This is a genomic window from Streptomyces sp. NPDC058880 (genome assembly GCF_042742535.1).
Taxonomy (GTDB): Bacteria; Actinomycetota; Actinomycetes; order Streptomycetales; family Streptomycetaceae; genus Streptomyces.
This window is the reverse complement of the sequence record NZ_JBHYMC010000028.1, coordinates 1-17,694: the sequence shown is the minus strand read 5'-3', so window position 1 is coordinate 17,694 and position 17,694 is coordinate 1. Positions and strand designations below refer to the sequence as shown.

Sequence of the window (17,694 nt, the reverse complement as noted above, 5' to 3'; positions counted from 1 at the left end):
GTGGTCTCCGCGGGGTGCGGGCCGGGGGCCGGACCGGGCCGGCGCCGTGCCGGCGGGGCCCGCCCGGCCGGGGCCTGCGGGGCATCCCGGAGGGGCGCCGCCTCACGGCACTCCGTGGGACAGGCCCGCTCCGGGGGCTGGGCCGGGCCCTACTTCTCGGTGACGCCCGCCGAGTCGAAGGTGGCGACCTCGTGCATCGCGCGGGCCGCACTCTGGACCAGCGGGAGGGCCAGCAGGGCGCCCGTGCCCTCGCCCAGGCGCAGGTCCAGGTCGACCAGCGGCCGCAGGCCCAGCTTGTTCAGGGCCGCCACGTGGCCCGGCTCGGCGCTGCGGTGGCCCGCGATGCAGGCGGACAGGGACTCGGGCGCGATGGCGCGGGCCACCAGGGCGGCGGCGCCGGCGCTGACGCCGTCCAGGAGCACCGGTGTGCGCAGGGACGCGCCGCCCAGCAGGAGACCGACGATGGCCGCGTGCTCCAGGCCGCCGATCGCCGCGAGGACGCCGATCGGGTCCGCCGGATCCGGCTGGTGGAGTTCGAGGGCACGGCGGACGACGTCGACCTTGCGGGCGTGGGTCTCGTCGTTGATGCCCGTTCCGCGGCCGGTGACCTCGGACGGGTCGACGCCCGTGAAGACCGAGATGAGGGCGGCGGAGACGGTGGTGTTCGCGATGCCCATCTCGCCCGTCAGGAGCGCCTTGTTCCCGGCCGCGACCAGGTCGCGGGCCGTCTCGATGCCCACCTCGATGGCGGCGACGGCCTCCTCGCGGGTCATCGCGGGGCCGGTGGAGAGGTCTGCCGTGCCGGGGCGGACCTTGCGCGGCAGCAGGCCGGGGGTGGCCGGGAGGTCCCCGGCGACACCGACGTCGACCACGCAGACCTCGGCGCCGACCTGGTTGGCGAAGGCGTTGCAGACCGCTCCGCCGCCCAGGAAGTTGGCGACCATCTGGGTGGTGACCTCCTGCGGCCAGGGGGTCACGCCCTGGGCGTGGACGCCATGGTCCCCGGCGAAGATCGCGACCGCCGCCGGCTCCGGGATCGGCGGCGGGCAGACCCGGGACAGACCCGCGAGCTGAGCGGAGATGATCTCCAGCATGCCGAGGGCCCCGGCGGGCTTGGTCATGCGCTTCTGCCGCTCCCATGCCTCGCCGAGCGCCTTGGCGTCGAGCGGGCGGATGCTGGCGACCGTCTCGGAGAGGAGGTCGTGCGGCTCCTCTCCGGGCAGGGCGCGGCGGCCGTAGGTCTCCTCGTGCACCACCCAGGAGAGCGGGCGCCGCTGCGACCAGCCGGCCTGGGCCAGCTCGGGCTCCTCCGGGAACTCGTCGACGTAGCCGACGCACAGGTACGCGACGACCTCCAGGTGCTCCGGCAGGCCGAGCTCGCGCACCATCTCGCGCTCGTCGAAGAAGCTGACCCAGCCGACGCCGAGGCCCTCGGCGCGCGCGGCGAGCCAGAGGTTCTCGACGGCGAGGGCCGAGGAGTACGGGGCCATCTGCGGCTGGGTGTGCCGGCCGAGGGTGTGGCGGCCGCCACGGGTGGGGTCGGCGGTGACGACGATGTTCACCGGGGTGTCGAGGATGGCCTCGATCTTGAGTTCCTTGAACTGCTTCGCCCGGCCCTTGGGCAGCGACTTCGCATATGCCTCGCGCTGGCGCTGGGCGAGCTCGTGCATCGTCCGGCGGGTCTCGGCCGAGCGGATGACGACGAAATCCCAGGGCTGGGAGTGGCCGACGCTGGGCGCGGTGTGGGCCGCCTCCAGGACGCGGAGCAGCACCTCGTGCGGGATCGGGTCGGTCCGGAAGCCCTTGCGGATGTCACGGCGCTCGCGCATGACGCGCAGGACGGCCTCGCGCTCGGCGTGGTCGTAGCCGGGGGCCGGGTCACCGGCGACGGGCTCGGCCGTGACGGGCGTCCCGGGCAGGGCGCCGGGTTCCGACTCTGCGGCGACGGCCTCGGCCGGCGCGGACACGACGGGCTCGGACACGACTGGCACGACGGGCTCGGCGGGCTCCGTAGCGGCGACGGCCTCGGCCACCGGCTCCGCGGCCACCGGCTCGGGAGCCATGGGAGCCACGGCCTCGGCCGGCACCGGCGGGACCGGCTCGACGACGACGGCCTCGACGGACGCAACCGGCTCGGCCTCCGCCGGAACGGCGACCGGCTCGGGCACAACCTGCTCGGCGGGCTCCGCGGCGGCGACCGCCTCGGCCACGACCTGCTCGGGCATGACCTGCTCGGCGGGCTCCGCGGCGGCGACGGCCTCGACCGACGGCTCCGCGGCCACCGGCTCGGGAGCCACGGGAGCCACGGGAGCCACGGCCTCGGCCGGCACCGGCGGGACCGGCTCGACGACGACGGCCTCGACGGACGCAACCGGCTCGGCCTCCGCCGGAACGGCGACCGGCTCGGGCACGACCTCCTCGGGAGCGGTTGCAGGAGCCGCCGCGGCCACGGGCGCGGGAGGCTCCGCCGGCACGGCGATCGCCTCGGCCGGACCGTCCTCGGGCTGCGCCGGCTGAGCCGCCGGCTGTGCCGCCACGGCCGTCGGCTCCGGCTCGGGCTCCACGGTGGTCGGTACGGGCGCGGGGGCCTCGGCCGGCTCGGGGGCCCGGGCGGCCTCGGCCTGCGCCGGCGCGGGGACCGGCTCCGCCGTCCACGGCGCCCCGGCCTGCGGCGGGACCTCGCCGAGCTGCGGGGCCGGCTCCTGGGCGGCCTCCGCACGCGGGACGTCCAGGTACTCGGGCCCGACGGTCGGGGGGCCGGCCTGGTGGAGCGGGGTGGCGGGCACGGCGGCGGCGACCGCGGAGGCGAGCGGGGCGGGCTGGGCGGGCGCGGTGGCCGGGCCGCGGTCCGCGAGGGAGCGTACGACTCCGCCGGTCGCGTCGGGCACCGGCGGGCCCATGTGCAGCGGGCGCCGGACGGAGGCCGCGGAGGCCTCCGGAGCCGCGGGCGGCGGGACGACGAGCCCGCCGAGGTCGAGCGCACCGGAATCCCGGCCGCCCGTCTCGTGGGCGCCGGCGCTGTAGGAGCCGTCGGGGAAGCCCGGCTGGGGGAACTCGGTGTACGCGACCGGTTCCGGGTACGCCGCCGGGGCACCGGGGTAGGCGGGCACGGAGCCGTAGGACGCGTCGGTGTACATCGGCGGCTCGCCGAGCTGGGGATCCACCGGGAAGGCCGGGGCCTGCGGGACGACCTGCGGGTCGCTCCAGGAGCCCTGGCCGCTCGGCATGAGCAGCAGTTCCTCGTCTTCCGGCTCGGCCGGGTTGTCCATGAGGTCCTGGAAGGCGTACCCGGGCATCGGTGCCGGGATCTGGACCGGCGCGGGGATGCCCTGCTGATCCACCATGCCCGTGTTGTCCGGGAGACCCTCGCCCGGGACCTGGCCGGTGTCAGTCATGCTTACCCCTCGCCCATCGGTGTTGCCTCTTCGATCACCCGGTCGCCCACGAGGCCTCCGAGCGGAGCTGCCGTGCGGTGTCGCGGGTGCGACGAGTCCGTCCCACGCGCACCTGCACGACAACCAGTAAGCATTGTCGCGCCCGTTCGCGATCGTGGCGGCCATAACCACCACGGTCCTCTGTGGACTGCGCCACGTCGCGTGTCCGAGCCATGGCGCGATGCCCGAAACGTCGGCGCGGTACGACGATCGGCCAGCCTACCCCGGCCCCCGTCTCAGCGGGTCACGGGGCGCTGAGCTGCCAGGAGGAACACCACGGAACGGTCCTGTTCGACCCACGTGCGGGGGTCCAGGCCAACGGCCTGGAGGAGGGCGCACTCGACCTCGTAACCGTGTTCGGCGAGGGTCCGGCCGATGGCCTCCGCGTCGTCGCGGGTGGAGGCGTGGCTGACGATCCGTTCGGGGCGCCGGTCGGCGACGGCCGCGACGACCTCGGCGCCTCCGCCGCCGACCCGGACGACGTCGGGTTCGGGCAGGTTCTCCAGGACGTGCGGTGCCCGCCCGGCAACGAACTGCAGTTGCACTCCGCGGTTGCGGGCCGCGGCGGTCACCCGCTCGCGGGCTGCGGGGTCGGCGTCGACGGCGATGACGGCGGCGCCGAGGGCGGCGGCGTCCACGGCCACACCGCCTGATCCGGTGCCGATGTCCCAGACCAGGTCGCCGGTGCGCGGGCCGAGCCGGGCGAGTTGCGCCGCGTGCAGCAGGGCCGACTCCCCCTCCCCCGCGCCAGCCTGTGGGCGGGCCCAGCCGCGTTCGCCGGAGTGGGCGGGGCCTTGGCCGAGGAGCCACGCCGGGTCACCGGCCGATGCCTGTACCGCGCCGCCGATGACGATGACGACGTTGGGGTCGCGCCAGCTGTGGTCGGCGGCCTTGTCGGAGGTCAGGACGCTCACCTGCTCGCGGTCCGTGCCGAGTTCCTCGCAGATGACGAAGGTGCGGTGGACTCCGTCGAGGAGCAGGGCGAGTTCGGCGGGCCCGGCACCGGGCGAGGTGAGGACGGCCACCTTGGGGTGGGCGCGACAGACGTTGACGGCCCGCCGCAGGGTGCGGGGGTGGGCGACAACGACCTGGGCGTCGTCCCAGGGCATGCCGGCGCGGGCGAAGGCGGCCGCGACGGAGGAGACGGCGGGGACGACCTCGACCTCCAGGCCGTGCTCCGGGGCGCGCAGGGTGCGTACGACGCCGAAGAAGCCCGGGTCACCGTCGGCGAGGACCACCGCGGTGCCGCGGTGGCCTGCGATGCGGCGGGCGGCCAGGCCCAGGCTGCCGAGGCGGATGCGCTCGGCGGTGGGCGGGACTTCGGGGAGCGCGAGGTGGTGGGCGGCTCCGGCCACGAGGGTTGCGGCGGACAGCGCGGACCGGGCGGCCGAGGTCAGGGGGGATCCGTCCCAGCCGATCACCGTGACCCGGTCGGCCATCGTCGTCTGTCTCCTGGTGTGGGGGGAGGGGCGGGCACGGTGAGACTACCCGGTCACCGGTTCACTTCCGGTCGGCGCCGACCGGCCGGCCGATCGCGTCGGACCGCTGTCCGGGGACCGTGTGGCCCGGGTGTGCGCCGTGGCCGCCGTAGGTGTCGTAGCTCTCGTACCCGTCGTACCCGTCGAAGTCGTCGTCCTCGTCGAGGTCCTCGGGCAGGAGGCTCCACACGATGAGGTCGGTGCGGGTGTCGACCCAGCCGCCGTCTGCCGTCTGCGTGCGCACGGTCCAGGCGTTGCGCAGGACCCCCTCGCTGATGCAGCCGATCTTCTGGGCGACCTGCTGGGAGGCGGTGTTGTCGGCGGCGGTGCGCAGTTCGAGGCGCTCGAACCCCTGCTCGCGGAACAGCCATCGTGCGACGGCCAGGACCGACTCGCTGGCGTAGCCCTCGCCGCGGGCCCAGGGCGCGGTGATGTACCCCACCTCGGTGGCGCGGGTGCGCCAGTTGGTGTTGCGGAGGTGGACGATGCCCACGAGGCGCTGGGTGAGGAACTCGGTGACGGCGAAGACGATGCCGCGGCCCTCGGCGCGTTCGGTGTGGGAGTCGCGGGTGGCCCACGCGTGCGCGTCGGCCTGGGTGTAGGGGTGCGGCGCGGAGGTCCAGGCGGTGGTGTTCTCGTCGTTCATCATCTCGGCGAGCGCGGTGACGTCCTCCTCCTCGAACGGGCGCAGCACCAGCCGTTCCGTGCTGATGGTGACGTCCGGGAAGGTGGTAGTCATGCGCAGCTCCATGCCTGAGAACGTGGTGCGACCGTGGTGCGATGCGACCGTGGTGTGGGGCCGTTGGTCGGTGCCGGACCTGATCCACGGTCGTAGGCCACAGCATGCAGCATCGAACGGGGTATGTGCAGGGCCGGGTTGCCCGGGAGCGGGCAGGACTCGGCTCCGGCAGCGGGCAGGACTCGGCCCCGCGCGCCGACAGGGGCGTGCGGGGCCGAGATGCATGACCGTCCGGGCCCGACCGGGTCGGTCGGCGGGGTCAGGAGGCGGGGGTGCCGAAGGCCGGGACGACCGAGCCCTGGTACTTCTCCTCGATGAACTTCTTGACGTCGTCGGAGTTCAGGAGCTTGGCGAGCTTCTGGATCCGTGGGTCGCCCTGGTTGCCGTCCTTGACCGCGAGGAAGTTGGCGTACGGGTTGCCCTCGGCCTTCTCCAGGACGAGTGCGTCCTTGGCGGGCGCCAGGTCGGCCTCGAGGGCGTAGTTGCCGTTGATGACCGCGGCATCGACGTCGCCCAGGGCGCGCGGGACCGTGGCGGCCTCCAGCTCCTTGAACTCCAGGCCCTTCATGTCGGTGATGTCGGACAGCTTGGCGCTGGTGCCGACCCCCTCCTTGAGGGTGATCAGGTTGTTCGCGGCCAGCAGCTGGAGCGCGCGCCCTTCGTTGGTGGTGTCGTTGGGCACGGCGATGGTCTGGCCGGCCTTGATGTCGGAGAGCGCCTTGACCTTCTTGGAGTAGAGGCCGAGGGGTTCCAGGTGCACGTTCACGACGGGGACGACGTGGGTGCCGTTCTTCTTGTTGAAGTCGTCGAGGTACGGCTTGTGCTGGAAGTAGTTGCCGTCGACCTGGCCCTGCTCGGTGGCGGTGTTGGGCAGGACGTAGTCGGTGAACTCCTTGACCTCCAGCGTGAGGCCTTCCTTCGCCGCGAGCTTGTCCTTGACGAAGTTGAGGATGTCCGCGTGGGGGCTGGGGGAGGCCGCGATGACAAGCGGCTTGCTCTCGTCCGCCGTGCCGCCGTCGGCCTTGGCGGAGGACGGGTCCGAGGAGCTGCCGCAGGCGGTGAGGCCGAGGGTCAGCGCGGTGGCGGTGGCGGCGAGGGCGGTGAGCTTGGTGTTCTTACGCACGAAGAGTGCCTTTCTTGCTGAACAAGTACCGAGGACTTGCTGGTGGTGGCCCAAGCACGACAAGTGCGGGCTCTGTGGGGAAATCAGTGGGGGTCGCGGCCCGTGGTGTGGCGGTCAGGCCGTCCGGCCGCGGCGGGCCAGGAGGCGGACGGCGCCGTCGCCGATCAGCTGGACCACGGTGACGAGGGCGACGAGGACCACGACCGTGGCGACCATGAAGCCGGTCTCGAAGCGTTGGAAGCCATACGTGATGGCCTTGGAGCCGAGTCCTTCACCGCCGACGGCGCCCGCCATGGCGGAGTAGCCGACGAGGGTGATGACGGTGGTGGTGACGCCGGCGACCAGGGAGGGCAGGGCCTGCGGCAGGAGCACCTTGCCGACCAGGGTGGGGATGCCGCCGCCCATGGACTCGACGGCTTCGACGAGGCCGTGGTCCACCTCGCGGACGGAGGTCTCGACGAGCCGGGCGAAGAAGGGGATCGCACCGACGGCGAGCGGGACGATCATGGCGGTGGGGCCGATGAAGGTGCCGACGACGGCGGTGGTGACCGGGATCAGGAAGATCAGCAGGATGATGAACGGCAGCGAGCGGCCGATGTTCACGATCACGCCGAGGACCTTGTTGAGCGGCTGGTTCTGCAGCAGGCCGCCCTTGTCGGTCAGGACGAGCAGGATGCCGATGGGTAGTCCGCCGACCACGGTGACCAGGGTGGACCACAGGACCATGTAGAGGGTGTCGTAGGTGCCCTGGGTGAGCAGGGGCTGCATCTCGGACCAGGTCACTGGGCACCGTCCTTGACCAGTTCGGCCAGTTCGTTGTCGATGTCGATGTCGTCGACGACGTCGACCTGGAGGCCCTGCTCGCGCAGGAAGCCGACGGGCACGACGTTGTCCTCGTAGCGGCCGGGCAGTTCGATGCGCATGCGGCCGATCAGCCGGCCGGCGACGGTGTCCATCGCGGCGCCGAGGATCGAGATGTCGATGTTGTACGTACGCGAGAGCTGCGAGATGACCGGCTGGGCGGCGGCCTCGCCGTGGAAGGTGACGTCCACGACCGTGCGGTCGGGGCCGGTGGCCGCGCCGGTGACCGGGAAGAGCTCGTCGGCGAGCTCGGAGCCGGGGGTGGCGAGCAGCTCGGCGACCGTGCCGGACTCGACGATGCGGCCCTTCTTCATCAGCGCGGCCGAGTCGCAGACGGTCTTGACGACGTCCATCTCGTGCGTGATGAGCAGTACGGTGAGGCCGAGCTGCTGGTTGAGGTCGCGCAGCAGCTTCAGGATGGAGCGGGTGGTCTCGGGATCAAGGGCGCTGGTGGCCTCGTCGGAGAGCAGCACCTTGGGGTCGCCGGCCAGGGCGCGGGCGATGCCGACGCGCTGCTTCTGGCCGCCGGAGAGCTGGGCGGGGTAGGCCTTGGCCTTATCGCCGAGGCCGACCAGGTCGAGGAGTTCGAGGGCCTTGCGGGAGCGCTCGCGGCCGGAGACGCCGAGGATCTCCAGGGGCAGCTCGATGTTGGCCTGGACGGTGCGCGAGGACAGCAGGTTGAAGTGCTGGAAGACCATGCCGATGCGGCTGCGGGCCTCGCGGAGTTCCTTGCCGGCCCGTCGGCCGCGGCCGGCGAGCGCCGTGAGGTCGACCCCGTCGACGTGCACGGTGCCGGTGGTGGGGCGCTCCAGCAGGTTCACGCAGCGGATCAGGGAGGACTTGCCCGCGCCGCTCTGGCCGATGACTCCGTATACCTCGCCCTCGCGGACGTGGAGGTCGACGCCGTCCAGGGCGGTGACCTCGCGGCCACGGGACTGGTAGACCTTCGTGAGGCCCGATGTGGTGATCACAGGAATTCCGTCGCTGTCGAGTGCACGGCGCAGCGGGCTGCCGGGCACGGGGCAAACATCTGGGGACGCGATACGGGACGAACCGTCAGAAATCGATGGCGTCGACGTGTGCGCGGGGCATGAGCAGGCCGGGTGGTCCATCCGGTGGGGACGCACTGGCGCTGCCGGTCTCGCTTCGGGGCGCGAGGCTCAGGAAGGGGCCCTCAGAAGGCGCGCATTCGACACATACAGCGAGCACCGGGCGTCATGGTCGCCTCGGTCGCAAGGGTGCGGCTGCTCGTCGTGGTCATGGGCTCAGTAAAGCAGACCTGACCCCTCACCGATCAAAACTGTCCGGATACCGGACATTTTTCGGCCGCATACCGGACACCATCGGCCGAACGCAGCCACCCGCCCCACCCGGCCGATCATGCCGCCGACCTGCGCCGACACGGCGTCCCGGGCCGACCCCCCGACCACCTGCCGGGGTCGGGCGGCGGGCACCTCTGTGGTCAAGACCACGGTCCGGCCGACGACGCGGGGGACGGCGCCCGGGAGCGGCGGCCACGTGGGGACCGCCGCGGGAGAAGGGGCGCGCGCCCGGGGCTCTCCGGCCCGTAATACCCTCGCTGCATGCTCGACGCCCTGACGGTCGCCATCGGCGTGGCCGCACTCGCCCTCGCCGCCTGGTGCGGTTTCGCCGCGCTGCGGGACCAGCCGACCAAGGACTGGCACTTCATCGGCATGGCCGTCGTGACCGTACTGGTCCTGGCCCAGCTGGTGATCGGCCTGGTCCAGCTGGGCCGGGGCGAGAGGCCCGACGAGGGCTCGGTGATCTTCGTGGCCTACCTGCTCGGCGCCTTCGCCGCGGTACCGGCCGCCGGGCTGCTCTCCCTGACCGAGCGGACCAAGTGGGGATCGGTGACGGTGGCCGCGGGCGCGGTCGTCCTCGCCGTCCTCCAAGTACGGCTCTACGACATCTGGGGAACCACCGGTGCCTGACGCTGACACGACGACCGCCGCCCCCGCCGGGCGCAAGCGGCTGGTCTCCGGACCCGGGCTGCTGCTGGTGTGGCTCTACGGGGTGATGGTGGTGGGCGCGGTCTCCCGGTCGGCCTTCCAGATCTCCACCGAGTTCGACCGGGCGCCGCTGGCCTACTCGCTGTCCGCGGTAGCGGCGCTGGCGTACGCCTTCATCACCTACTCGCTCGTGCGCGGCGGCGAGACGGCGCGCCGGGCTGCACTGGCCTGCTGCGCCGCGGAGTTGGCGGGCGTACTGGCCGTGGGCACCTGGACCCTGGTGCGCCCGGAGTCCTTCCCCGACACCACCGTCTGGTCGCAGTTCGGCATGGGCTATCTGTTCATCCCGGTGATCCTGCCGATCACCGGGATGCTGTGGCTGCGCAGGCGCTGACGCCGGGTCAGGCGCTGACCGCGAAGTCGGTGGGGGCCTTGGCGTCCTTCTCCAGGATCACCAACTGCACGCCGTCGGACGCCGTGCGCCCGCCGACCTTCACATAGCCGGCCTTGCGGTAGAGGCGCAGGTTGGACTCGCTCTTGTGACCGGTGTGCAGGCGGAAGCGGGTCGCGGTGCCGGGGCTCGCGAGGGCCTCCTCCACAGCGCGCAGCAGGCGCGCGCCGAGCCCGTGGCCCTGCAGGCGCGGGTGGACGCAGAGTTTGGCGATCTTCGCGGTGCCCTCCTCGTCCACACTGCCGCGCACGGTGCCGACGACCTCGTCGCCGAGCCGGGCCACGAGGACGGTGTCCTTCGCGAGCTCCCCCTTCAGGGAGTCCAGGGACTGGGTGAGCGGCTGGATGAGGTAGTTGCCGTACAGCTCTGCCTCGCGCTGGAAAGCCAGGTACTGCAGTTTGAAGATCTGCTCGGCGTCCTCGGCGACCGCCGCCGAAATGGTCACGCTCATGCCCATGTGCGCATGCCTCCAGCTCACCTGGTAGCCCGTTGGTCTACCGCTCCCTTCCCCGAAGGCCAGGAGCCGCAACCTCTGCCGCGAGCATTCTGCGCAGACATCCCAGGCAACGGGAACGCACGGGCCCTAAACTTCCTTGTGAGATACCCAACTCTCCTGCGATTTCACGGTATGTGAGGTCCCTGGGCGAAAGAAGTGCCCTCATCAGCTCAGGACAGCGTCCGGGCAACCGGGCGACGGCCGACCGCAGGACGCGGTTCTCCTCGCCGTGCAGCAGGGCGTCTTCGGGTGCGCTCCCACTGGCGGCACGGGGCTGCGGACCGTCGTCCGCGGAGTGGCTGCGGTGGCCGTAGGGGATCTCGCGGCTGGCCCGTCGGCGGGCCAGCCTGGCCTCCGCCCGTACCGCCCGGCGCAGCCAGCGGGCCGGTTCGGCGGGGTCTTCGGGATCGGGCGCGCGGCGGCCGCTCTCCAGCAGCCTGACCCAGACGGCTTGTTCGAGGTCGGCCGCGTCCACTCCGGCGGCCGGGGCCTCGGCCGCAGCCTCCGCGGAGAGCAGCGGGCCCAGCCCGGTCACGAGGTCGGGGTCCTTCAGCAGGTCCATGCCGAGCGGGACGAGCGGGACCTGCCCGGCGGTTTCCCTGCCGGGCGAGGCCCACTCGTTCGGGAAGCGGCGCTCAGCCGTTGACGGGGCGCCGGCCCGGCCGGAAGGCCTCGGCAGCGAGCAGCCCGGTGTCCGGGTTGTCGGTGAAAATGCCGTCGATGCCCTGCTCGAAGTAGGTGCGGAAGACCCCGAGGGCATCGCCGTAGGCGGCCGGATCCGTACCCCTGCGGTACTCGGCCGGCAGGAAGCTGTTCTCGTTGCGCGCGGTGTAGGGGTGCAGCAGCAGCCCCCGGGCGTGGGCGTCCCTGACCAGGGTGGTCGGAGCGCCGAGGCGGCCGGCCGCGTCGCGCGGGAGGATCAGGTCCATGGTGGGGCCGATGCCCTGGGCGAACCCGGCGATCCACCGGAGGCCCTCGGGCTTGACCAGGTCGGCGACCGTGCGCGGGTCCCCCGCCCGTTCGAAGTCCCAGGGGCGGGTACCCGCACCGGAGAGCAGTACCACGCGGGGTGCGGAGACCAGCCGGGACAGCCGCTGGATGCTGGAGGGCTCGAAGGACTGGAGGAAGACGGCGGCGTTCCGGCCGTCGCGCCCGTACCGACGCAGCAGTCGGGCGAGGGGCTCCTCCAGGCCGAGGCCCAGGCCACGGAAATAGCTGGGGTGCTTGGTCTCGACGTGCAGCCAGACCGGCTCGCCGCGCCGCCGGCCCTCGCGGTCGGCCCAGCGGAGCACCTCTTCGAAGGTGGGGACGGCCCACTGGCCGTCGTAGAGCGTGTTGCGCTGGCGGAGGGCGGGGATGCGCTCCTTGGCGCGCAGGGTCTTCAGCTCGGCGAGGGTGAAGTCCTCGGTGAACCACCCGGTGACCGAAACCCCGTCGACGGACTTGGTGGTGCGCCGGGAGGCGAACTCGGGGTGGTCTGCGACGTCGGTGGTCCCGCCGATCTCGTTCTCGTGGCGGCACACCAGGTGGCCGTCGCGGGTCGGGACCAGGTCCTGCTCCACGATGTCCGCCCCGAGGTCGAGGGCCAGCTGGTAGGAGCCGAGCGTGTGCTCGGGCCGGTAGCCGCTGGCGCCGCGGTGGCCGATGACCGCCGGGTACGGCAGGCCCCGGTAGCCCTTGGCGCCGTGCCCGCCGCCCACGGCGGACGCGGAGGCCGGTCCCGCCGCGAGAGGGGTGATCCCCGCCCCCGCCGCCAGGACCGCCGCCCCCAGGACCGTGCGCCGCGCTGCCCCACCCTGTGTCATGAGTGCCACTCCTCGTCATGAAAGGGGCCGGCGGTCCCGGGACCTGTGGCGTCACGGCATCCCGCGGCCCGCGATCGGCGTGCCGATGGTAGACAGAGGGGGTGGCCGCAGGGGGTGCCTCGGAGGCACATCCGGGGAACATGGCGAAAACACGCGTCAACAATGCGTATCCGACACGTGAACCCGATGTGCGCTCGGAGCTGACCCGCGAGTATCGTCCTCACCTGCCCCCACCGCCGAGCGGTGGGGGCGCGAGCCTCTTTTCGATGCCGGAGGGCCCACGTTGTTCCGTACGAAGCTCATCAAAGCCACTGTCGGACCGGTCATGCGCACGATGTTCCGCACCCGCGTGGAGGGCGTCGAGAACATCCCCGGCTCCGGACCGGTGATTCTGGCGGGCAACCACCTCACCTTCATCGACTCCATGATCCTGCCCCTGGTGTGCGACCGCACGGTCCACTTCATCGGCAAGGACGAGTACGTGACCGGCAAGGGCGTCAAGGGCCGGCTCATGGCGTGGTTCTTCACCGGCGCCGGGATGATCCCCGTCGACCGGGACGGCGCCAACGGCGGCGTGGCGGCCCTGATGACCGGCCGCAGGATCCTCGAAGAGGGCAAGATCTTCGGCATCTACCCCGAGGGCACCCGCTCCCCCGACGGCCGGCTCTACCGGGGCCGCACCGGCATCGCCCGCCTCACCCTGATGACCGGCGCCCCCGTGGTGCCGTTCGCGATGATCGGCACGGACAAGCTGCAGCCCGGCGGCGCCGGCATGCCGCGCCCGGGCCGGGTGACCGTCCGCTTCGGCAAGCCGATGGAGTTCTCCCGCTACGAGGGCATGGACCGCGACCGGTACGTGCTGCGTGCGGTGACGGACTCGGTGATGGCCGAGGTCATGCGGCTCTCCGGCCAGGAGTACGTCGACATGTACGCCACCAAGGCGAAGGCCGCCTGACGCTCGCGGCCTCCGCGGCCCCCGCGGCCTCCGCCGCTCTCCAGGTCCTCCGCGGCCCTCACTGCCGCCTCAGTGACCGGCTGACGCCCGCCGCCGTCGTGGTGGCGAGGATCCAGCCGGTCACGATCAGCACGTACGACAGCCACTGGTACCAGCCGCTCGGCGCGAAGGCCTCTTCCTGACCGAAGCCGATGATCGGCATCATCAGGTCGATGGTGTAGAAGACGGCGTTGAAGTCCGGCGCCTCGCCCTGCTTGAGCGGGCGCGGGGGCTCCAGCGCGAACGCGATCGCCCCGGTGAGCAGCAGCGCCGTCAGCCAGCCGGCCGCGCGCAGCGGCCGGAAGCCGTAGCCCACGGTCGCGTCCTGCAGGAGTCCCCACAGGCGCGTGTGCCGGGGCAGCGTGCGGCGGTGCCGGCGCAGTTTGGCGAGCATGACCGTGCGGGCCGCCTCCTCGTCACCCGCGGTGCGGTAGGCCGCGGCCAGCTGTTCGTACGGGTACGGGAGGTAGCCGGCCTCGCCGGTCTCCAGCGCGGCCAGCCGCTCCTCGGCGGGCAGGTGCGGGCCCAGCGTGCGGTACGTCAGACCGTCCAGGCGCAGCGGGTCGCGCCAGGTGCCGGGCCGCATGTTCAGCAGGTCGAACTGGGATCGCCTGAGGTTCACGCTGCCCCGTACGTCTTCGCAGGACGGCAGCCACACCTCGCCGACGGTGCAGCTGGAGGCGCGCAGGGCGATGCCGCCCTGGTTCTCCAGAACGGCGCGGGCGAGGTTGAGGCGGCCGGGTATCCGCGAGCCGGTGAGGTTGACGCGGCCCTGCGTCCGGGCCCGCGCGGCGTGCAGGTTGGTGCCGACCGAGAGGGTTTCGGCGTGCAGGGCGATGCCACCGGGGGCGAGCAGGCGCGCGTCGTCGAGGCTGACCTGGCCGCCGACGACGGCTCCGTTGAGGCGGAGCTGTCCGTGGACGGTCAGGTCGTTGGCGATGATGTCGGTGCCGATCTCCGCGTGGTTGAGCTGGAGCGGGGGTTCGTCCGCCTCCTCGCCCGCCGTGGGGCCGACGACCGCGCCCTGGAGAAAGAGGCCGCCGGATATCTTGGCGCCCTGGAGCCGCACGGGGCCGCTGATCCGGCAGCAGGAGAGCCGCAGGACGACGTCGACGCGCAGGGTGGCCGCGGTGAGGCCGGGCAGGGTGGAGTAGCCGAGGACCAGGGCCTTCAGCTGGGCGCCGTACAGGAGCGGTTTGCGTTCGAACCAGCAGTCGCGCATCCGGATCGGGTGGTCGATCACCGCGTAGCGCAGGTCGAGCTTGCCGACGATCCTCGCGCCCTTGATCTTGAGCCCGGCGACCCGGCCGTCGACGGCGGGGGCGGCACCGAGCAGGAGGGCGCGCAGCACCTCGGCACGCAGCGTGCGACCGGGTCCCCAGCCGGCCCCGTCGACGGAGCTGTCCTCGGGGTGCTCCCGGAAGTCGATGCCGTCACCGCGCGGGAAGGCCTCCCATACGCGGCGCTCGGCCGGGGTCAGATCGTCGATCTCCATCGCCGGGATGGTGTCCCGGGGTTCCATGGGCTGTCAACCAGGGCCGGGACACCCTCTCTTGACGCGGCGTCGGGTCAGTGCTCGACGCTCTCCTGGAGCCGCTGGCCCCTGAGCAGGAACCAGGCGGCCACGGCGGTGGCCAGCAGGACGGCCGCGCCGGCTCCGGAGGCCAGCCTCAGGCCGTCGACAAAGGCGTCCTGGGCGGCTCCGACCATATGGGCGGCGGTCTGCGGGTCCAGTGCCCCGGCAGCCTCGACGGCCCCGCCGAGGGACTCGTGCGCGGCGTCGGCGACGGGTCCGCTGACGGAGGCCGGGGCGGTGAAGCCCTGGTAGACGCCGGTGACGATGGAGCCGAGCAGGGCGATACCGAGGGCGGCACCCAGCTCGTACGCCGTTTCGGAGACGGCGGAGGCCGATCCGGCCTGCTCCTTGGGCACGCTGGAGAGGATCACGTCGGCGGTGACGGTGAAGGAGAAGCCGGCGCCGAGGCCGACGACGAGCAGGGCCGCGCCGAGCAGCGGGTATCCGCTCTCCTTGTGAATCATGGTCAGGACGGCCAGTGCGGCGCCGATGGCGGCGAGGCCGCCGGTCACCACGGAGCGCACCGAGTACCTGCGGGCGTACCGGCCCGCGACCAGCCCGGTGACCACCGCGCCGATGGCGGCGGGCAGTTCGGCCAGGCCTGCCTCGAGCGGGCCGCGGTCCTGGACGAGCTGGAGGAACTGGGAGAGGAAGAAGACCAGTCCGGACAGGCCGAAGACGGTGAGCAGGTCGGCGAGGACGGCGCCGGAGAAGCCGCGGTGCCGGAAGAGCCGCATGTCGAGGAGCGGGGACGGCAGGGTGAACTGGCGGCGGACGAAAGTGTAGAGGGCGCCGGCGCCGAGGATCGCGGCGACCGCGACCTCCCAGGTCATGCCGTGCGTGGCGGCTTCCTTGACGGCGTAGACCACGCCGATGACGCCGACGAGGGACAGGCCGACGCTGAGCAGGTCCCAGGGGCCGGCGACCGGGTTCCGGGACTCGGGAAGCAGCTTGATTCCGACGAGGACCAGGGCGATCATCACGGGGAGGTTGATGAGGAAGACCGAGCCCCACCAGAAGTGCTGGAGGAGGGCTCCGCCGACGACCGGGCCGATGGCCGCGCCGGCCGAGGCGGTGGCGCCCCAGATGCCGATGGCGAGACTGCGCTCCCGCGGGTCGGTGAAGATGTTGCGGATCAGCGCGAGGGTGGACGGCATCAGGGTGGCACCGGCCACGCCGAGCAGGGCGCGGGCGACGATCATCATCTCGGGACTGGTGGCGTAGGCGTTCAGGACCGAGACGGCGCCGAAGGCGGTGGCGCCGGCGAGGAGCAGCTTCTTGCGGCCTATGCGGTCCCCGAGGGAGCCCATGGACACCAGGAGTCCGGCGATGACGAAGGAGTAGATGTCGCCGATCCACAGCAGCTGGGTGCCGGAGGGCTTGAGGTCTTCGCTGAGTGAGGGCGTGGCCAGGCCGAGGACCGTGGCGTCGACCGCGACGAGCAGCACGGCCAGGACGAGCACGGAGAGCGCGAGCCAGCGTCCGCGGCTCCTTTCCTCCACCCCCGTCCGACGCGCCAGCTGTTCGGTACGACTCATTTCTCCACACTCCGTCGGGCGCCACCGAGCAGCAGCTCGGTGATCATGTACTGGAAGTCCTTCGCGGCGACCCGGCCGTCCATGACGGCCCAGGCGCAGCTGCCGATGAGGCCGTAGAGGGCCTCGGTGAGCCAGGCGGGGCTCAGGTCGATGCGGATGTCGCCCTCTTCCTGGCCGCGCCGGAACAGGGCGGTGACCCGGGCGTCGAGCCGGGCCCAGCCCTCGTTGACCTCGTCGCCCTCGAACAGCTGATTCTCGGTGACGAGGAAGGCCAGCAGCTCGGCGTTGGGCTCGGCCTCGGCGACGAGGCGCCGGAGCGCCTCCACCGCGGTGCCCTCGTCGAGGCGGGCATTGTCGAACGCCACTTCGAACTCCCGGATGCCGAGATCTTCGAGGGCGCGTACGAGGGCGTCACGTCCGGCGAAGTGCCGGTGGAGGGTGGCGCGCCCGATTCCGGCGGCGCGGGCGACCTCGTCCATCGTGGCGGTCGATTTGCGGGAGAGCAGGGCGGCCGCATCGCGGAGCACCTGGTCACGATCCATGGCCATGAGACAAGTGTACCCCAATTGAGACGCCAACGTCTCACTCAGAGAAAAATGGAATGCCTGCGGGCATCCGGAACGGAATCCTGCCGCGATGAAGCCACTGCTGCTGATCGACGTGGACGGCCCCCTGAACCCCTACGCGGCCCGGGCCCAGCGCCGCCCCGCGGGGTACTCCACCCACCGGATGCGGCCGACGGGCTGGTCCGAGAAGGAACGCGCGAAGCCGCTGCGGGTCTGGCTGAACCACGGCCACGGCCCGGAGCTGATCGCGCTCGCGAAGGCGTACGAGCTGGTCTGGGCGACCACCTGGAAGGACGAGGCCAACGACTGGATAGGCCCTCTTCTGGGCCTGCCCCGGCTTCCGTTCGTCGACTGGCCGGTGATGCACGGCCGGGCGCCGGCCGGCACCTTCTGGAAGACCCAATACATCCTGGAGTATGCGGGCGAGCGGCCTTTCGCCTGGATCGACGACGACATCACGGCGATGGACCGCGAGTGGGTCGACCGCCACCACCCGGCGCGGACCCTGCTGATGCGCATCGACGAGCAGATCGGCCTGGCGCGGGAGGACTTCGACGCCCTGGCGAACTGGGCCGCGTGACGCGGAACACCGGGCGGCCGATGCGGACCGGGTCGGTGGCGGACGCGCCGGAGGGGCGGCGGGAGCACCGGGCTCCCGCCGCC

The 17,694-nt window shown here is 72.4% G+C and carries 16 protein-coding genes; 4 read left to right on the top strand and 12 right to left on the bottom strand.

The window, feature by feature from the left end:
* Window positions 1-149 precede the first annotated feature (149 nt).
* The 6 genes from cobT to ACFW2G_RS17940 all read right to left on the bottom strand — a co-directional run bounded on the left by cobT (window position 150) and on the right by ACFW2G_RS17940 (window position 8,606).
* Window positions 150-3,395: a nicotinate-nucleotide--dimethylbenzimidazole phosphoribosyltransferase gene (cobT, locus tag ACFW2G_RS17965; RefSeq protein ID WP_384680966.1), complete on the bottom strand. Its 3,246-nt coding sequence runs from the start codon at window positions 3,393-3,395 to the stop codon at window positions 150-152.
* 275 nt (window positions 3,396-3,670) lie between these two features.
* Window positions 3,671-4,873 (bottom strand): precorrin-6y C5,15-methyltransferase (decarboxylating) subunit CbiE, encoded by a 1,203-nt coding sequence (cbiE, locus tag ACFW2G_RS17960; RefSeq protein ID WP_384451767.1) that lies wholly within the window; start codon window positions 4,871-4,873, stop codon window positions 3,671-3,673.
* Window positions 4,874-4,934: 61 nt separating this feature from the next.
* A complete protein-coding gene (locus ACFW2G_RS17955; RefSeq protein WP_384451769.1) occupies window positions 4,935-5,651 on the bottom strand; it encodes a GNAT family N-acetyltransferase in 717 nt (238 codons plus the stop codon).
* Between the two features lie 259 nt (window positions 5,652-5,910).
* Window positions 5,911-6,774: a MetQ/NlpA family ABC transporter substrate-binding protein gene (locus ACFW2G_RS17950; RefSeq protein WP_384580476.1), complete on the bottom strand. Its 864-nt coding sequence runs from the start codon at window positions 6,772-6,774 to the stop codon at window positions 5,911-5,913.
* 114 nt (window positions 6,775-6,888) lie between these two features.
* A complete protein-coding gene (locus ACFW2G_RS17945) occupies window positions 6,889-7,557 on the bottom strand; it encodes a methionine ABC transporter permease (protein ID WP_037925969.1) in 669 nt (222 codons plus the stop codon).
* Entirely contained in the window at window positions 7,554-8,606 is a 1,053-nt protein-coding gene (locus tag ACFW2G_RS17940) for a methionine ABC transporter ATP-binding protein (RefSeq protein WP_384580574.1), read from the bottom strand. The genes ACFW2G_RS17945 and ACFW2G_RS17940 overlap by 4 nt, the downstream gene beginning before the upstream one ends.
* A 612-nt stretch (window positions 8,607-9,218) precedes the next feature.
* Here ACFW2G_RS17940 and ACFW2G_RS17935 point away from each other — a divergent pair.
* The gene (locus ACFW2G_RS17935) at window positions 9,219-9,587 is read left to right on the top strand and encodes a hypothetical protein (protein ID WP_384580478.1); all 369 of its coding nucleotides are present in this window, start codon (window positions 9,219-9,221) and stop codon (window positions 9,585-9,587) included.
* Entirely contained in the window at window positions 9,580-9,999 is a 420-nt protein-coding gene (locus ACFW2G_RS17930; RefSeq protein ID WP_037925963.1) for a hypothetical protein, read from the top strand. Before ACFW2G_RS17935 ends, ACFW2G_RS17930 begins: the two co-directional genes overlap by 8 nt.
* 7 nt (window positions 10,000-10,006) lie before the next feature.
* Here ACFW2G_RS17930 and ACFW2G_RS17925 read toward each other — a convergent pair whose 3' ends face one another.
* The 3 genes from ACFW2G_RS17925 to ACFW2G_RS17915 all read right to left on the bottom strand — a co-directional run bounded on the left by ACFW2G_RS17925 (window position 10,007) and on the right by ACFW2G_RS17915 (window position 12,357).
* Complete coding sequence (locus tag ACFW2G_RS17925; RefSeq protein ID WP_037925960.1) at window positions 10,007-10,513, bottom strand: GNAT family N-acetyltransferase; 507 nt, start codon at window positions 10,511-10,513, stop codon at window positions 10,007-10,009.
* A gap of 37 nt (window positions 10,514-10,550) precedes the next feature.
* Window positions 10,551-11,114 (bottom strand): RNA polymerase sigma factor, encoded by a 564-nt coding sequence (locus ACFW2G_RS17920; protein WP_078556861.1) that lies wholly within the window; start codon window positions 11,112-11,114, stop codon window positions 10,551-10,553.
* Between the two features lie 73 nt (window positions 11,115-11,187).
* Window positions 11,188-12,357 (bottom strand): glycerophosphodiester phosphodiesterase, encoded by a 1,170-nt coding sequence (locus ACFW2G_RS17915; protein WP_384580480.1) that lies wholly within the window; start codon window positions 12,355-12,357, stop codon window positions 11,188-11,190.
* Window positions 12,358-12,682: 325 nt separating this feature from the next.
* On the opposite strand from ACFW2G_RS17915, the gene ACFW2G_RS17910 reads away from it, so the two are divergent.
* Entirely contained in the window at window positions 12,683-13,312 is a 630-nt protein-coding gene (locus tag ACFW2G_RS17910) for a 1-acyl-sn-glycerol-3-phosphate acyltransferase (protein ID WP_037926483.1), read from the top strand.
* A gap of 58 nt (window positions 13,313-13,370) precedes the next feature.
* Here ACFW2G_RS17910 and ACFW2G_RS17905 read toward each other — a convergent pair whose 3' ends face one another.
* The 3 genes from ACFW2G_RS17905 to ACFW2G_RS17895 form a co-directional block, all read right to left on the bottom strand.
* Entirely contained in the window at window positions 13,371-14,846 is a 1,476-nt protein-coding gene (locus ACFW2G_RS17905) for a membrane-associated oxidoreductase (RefSeq protein WP_384580482.1), read from the bottom strand.
* 74 nt (window positions 14,847-14,920) lie between these two features.
* Window positions 14,921-16,465 carry an MFS transporter gene (locus tag ACFW2G_RS17900; RefSeq protein ID WP_384451790.1) on the bottom strand — a complete coding sequence of 515 codons (1,545 nt, stop codon included), beginning with the start codon at window positions 16,463-16,465 and terminating at the stop codon, window positions 14,921-14,923.
* Entirely contained in the window at window positions 16,462-17,013 is a 552-nt protein-coding gene (locus tag ACFW2G_RS17895; RefSeq protein WP_037925951.1) for a TetR/AcrR family transcriptional regulator, read from the bottom strand. Before ACFW2G_RS17895 ends, ACFW2G_RS17900 begins: the two co-directional genes overlap by 4 nt.
* A gap of 88 nt (window positions 17,014-17,101) precedes the next feature.
* On the opposite strand from ACFW2G_RS17895, the gene ACFW2G_RS17890 reads away from it, so the two are divergent.
* Entirely contained in the window at window positions 17,102-17,611 is a 510-nt protein-coding gene (locus ACFW2G_RS17890; RefSeq protein WP_384451795.1) for a hypothetical protein, read from the top strand.
* Window positions 17,612-17,694 lie beyond the last annotated feature (83 nt).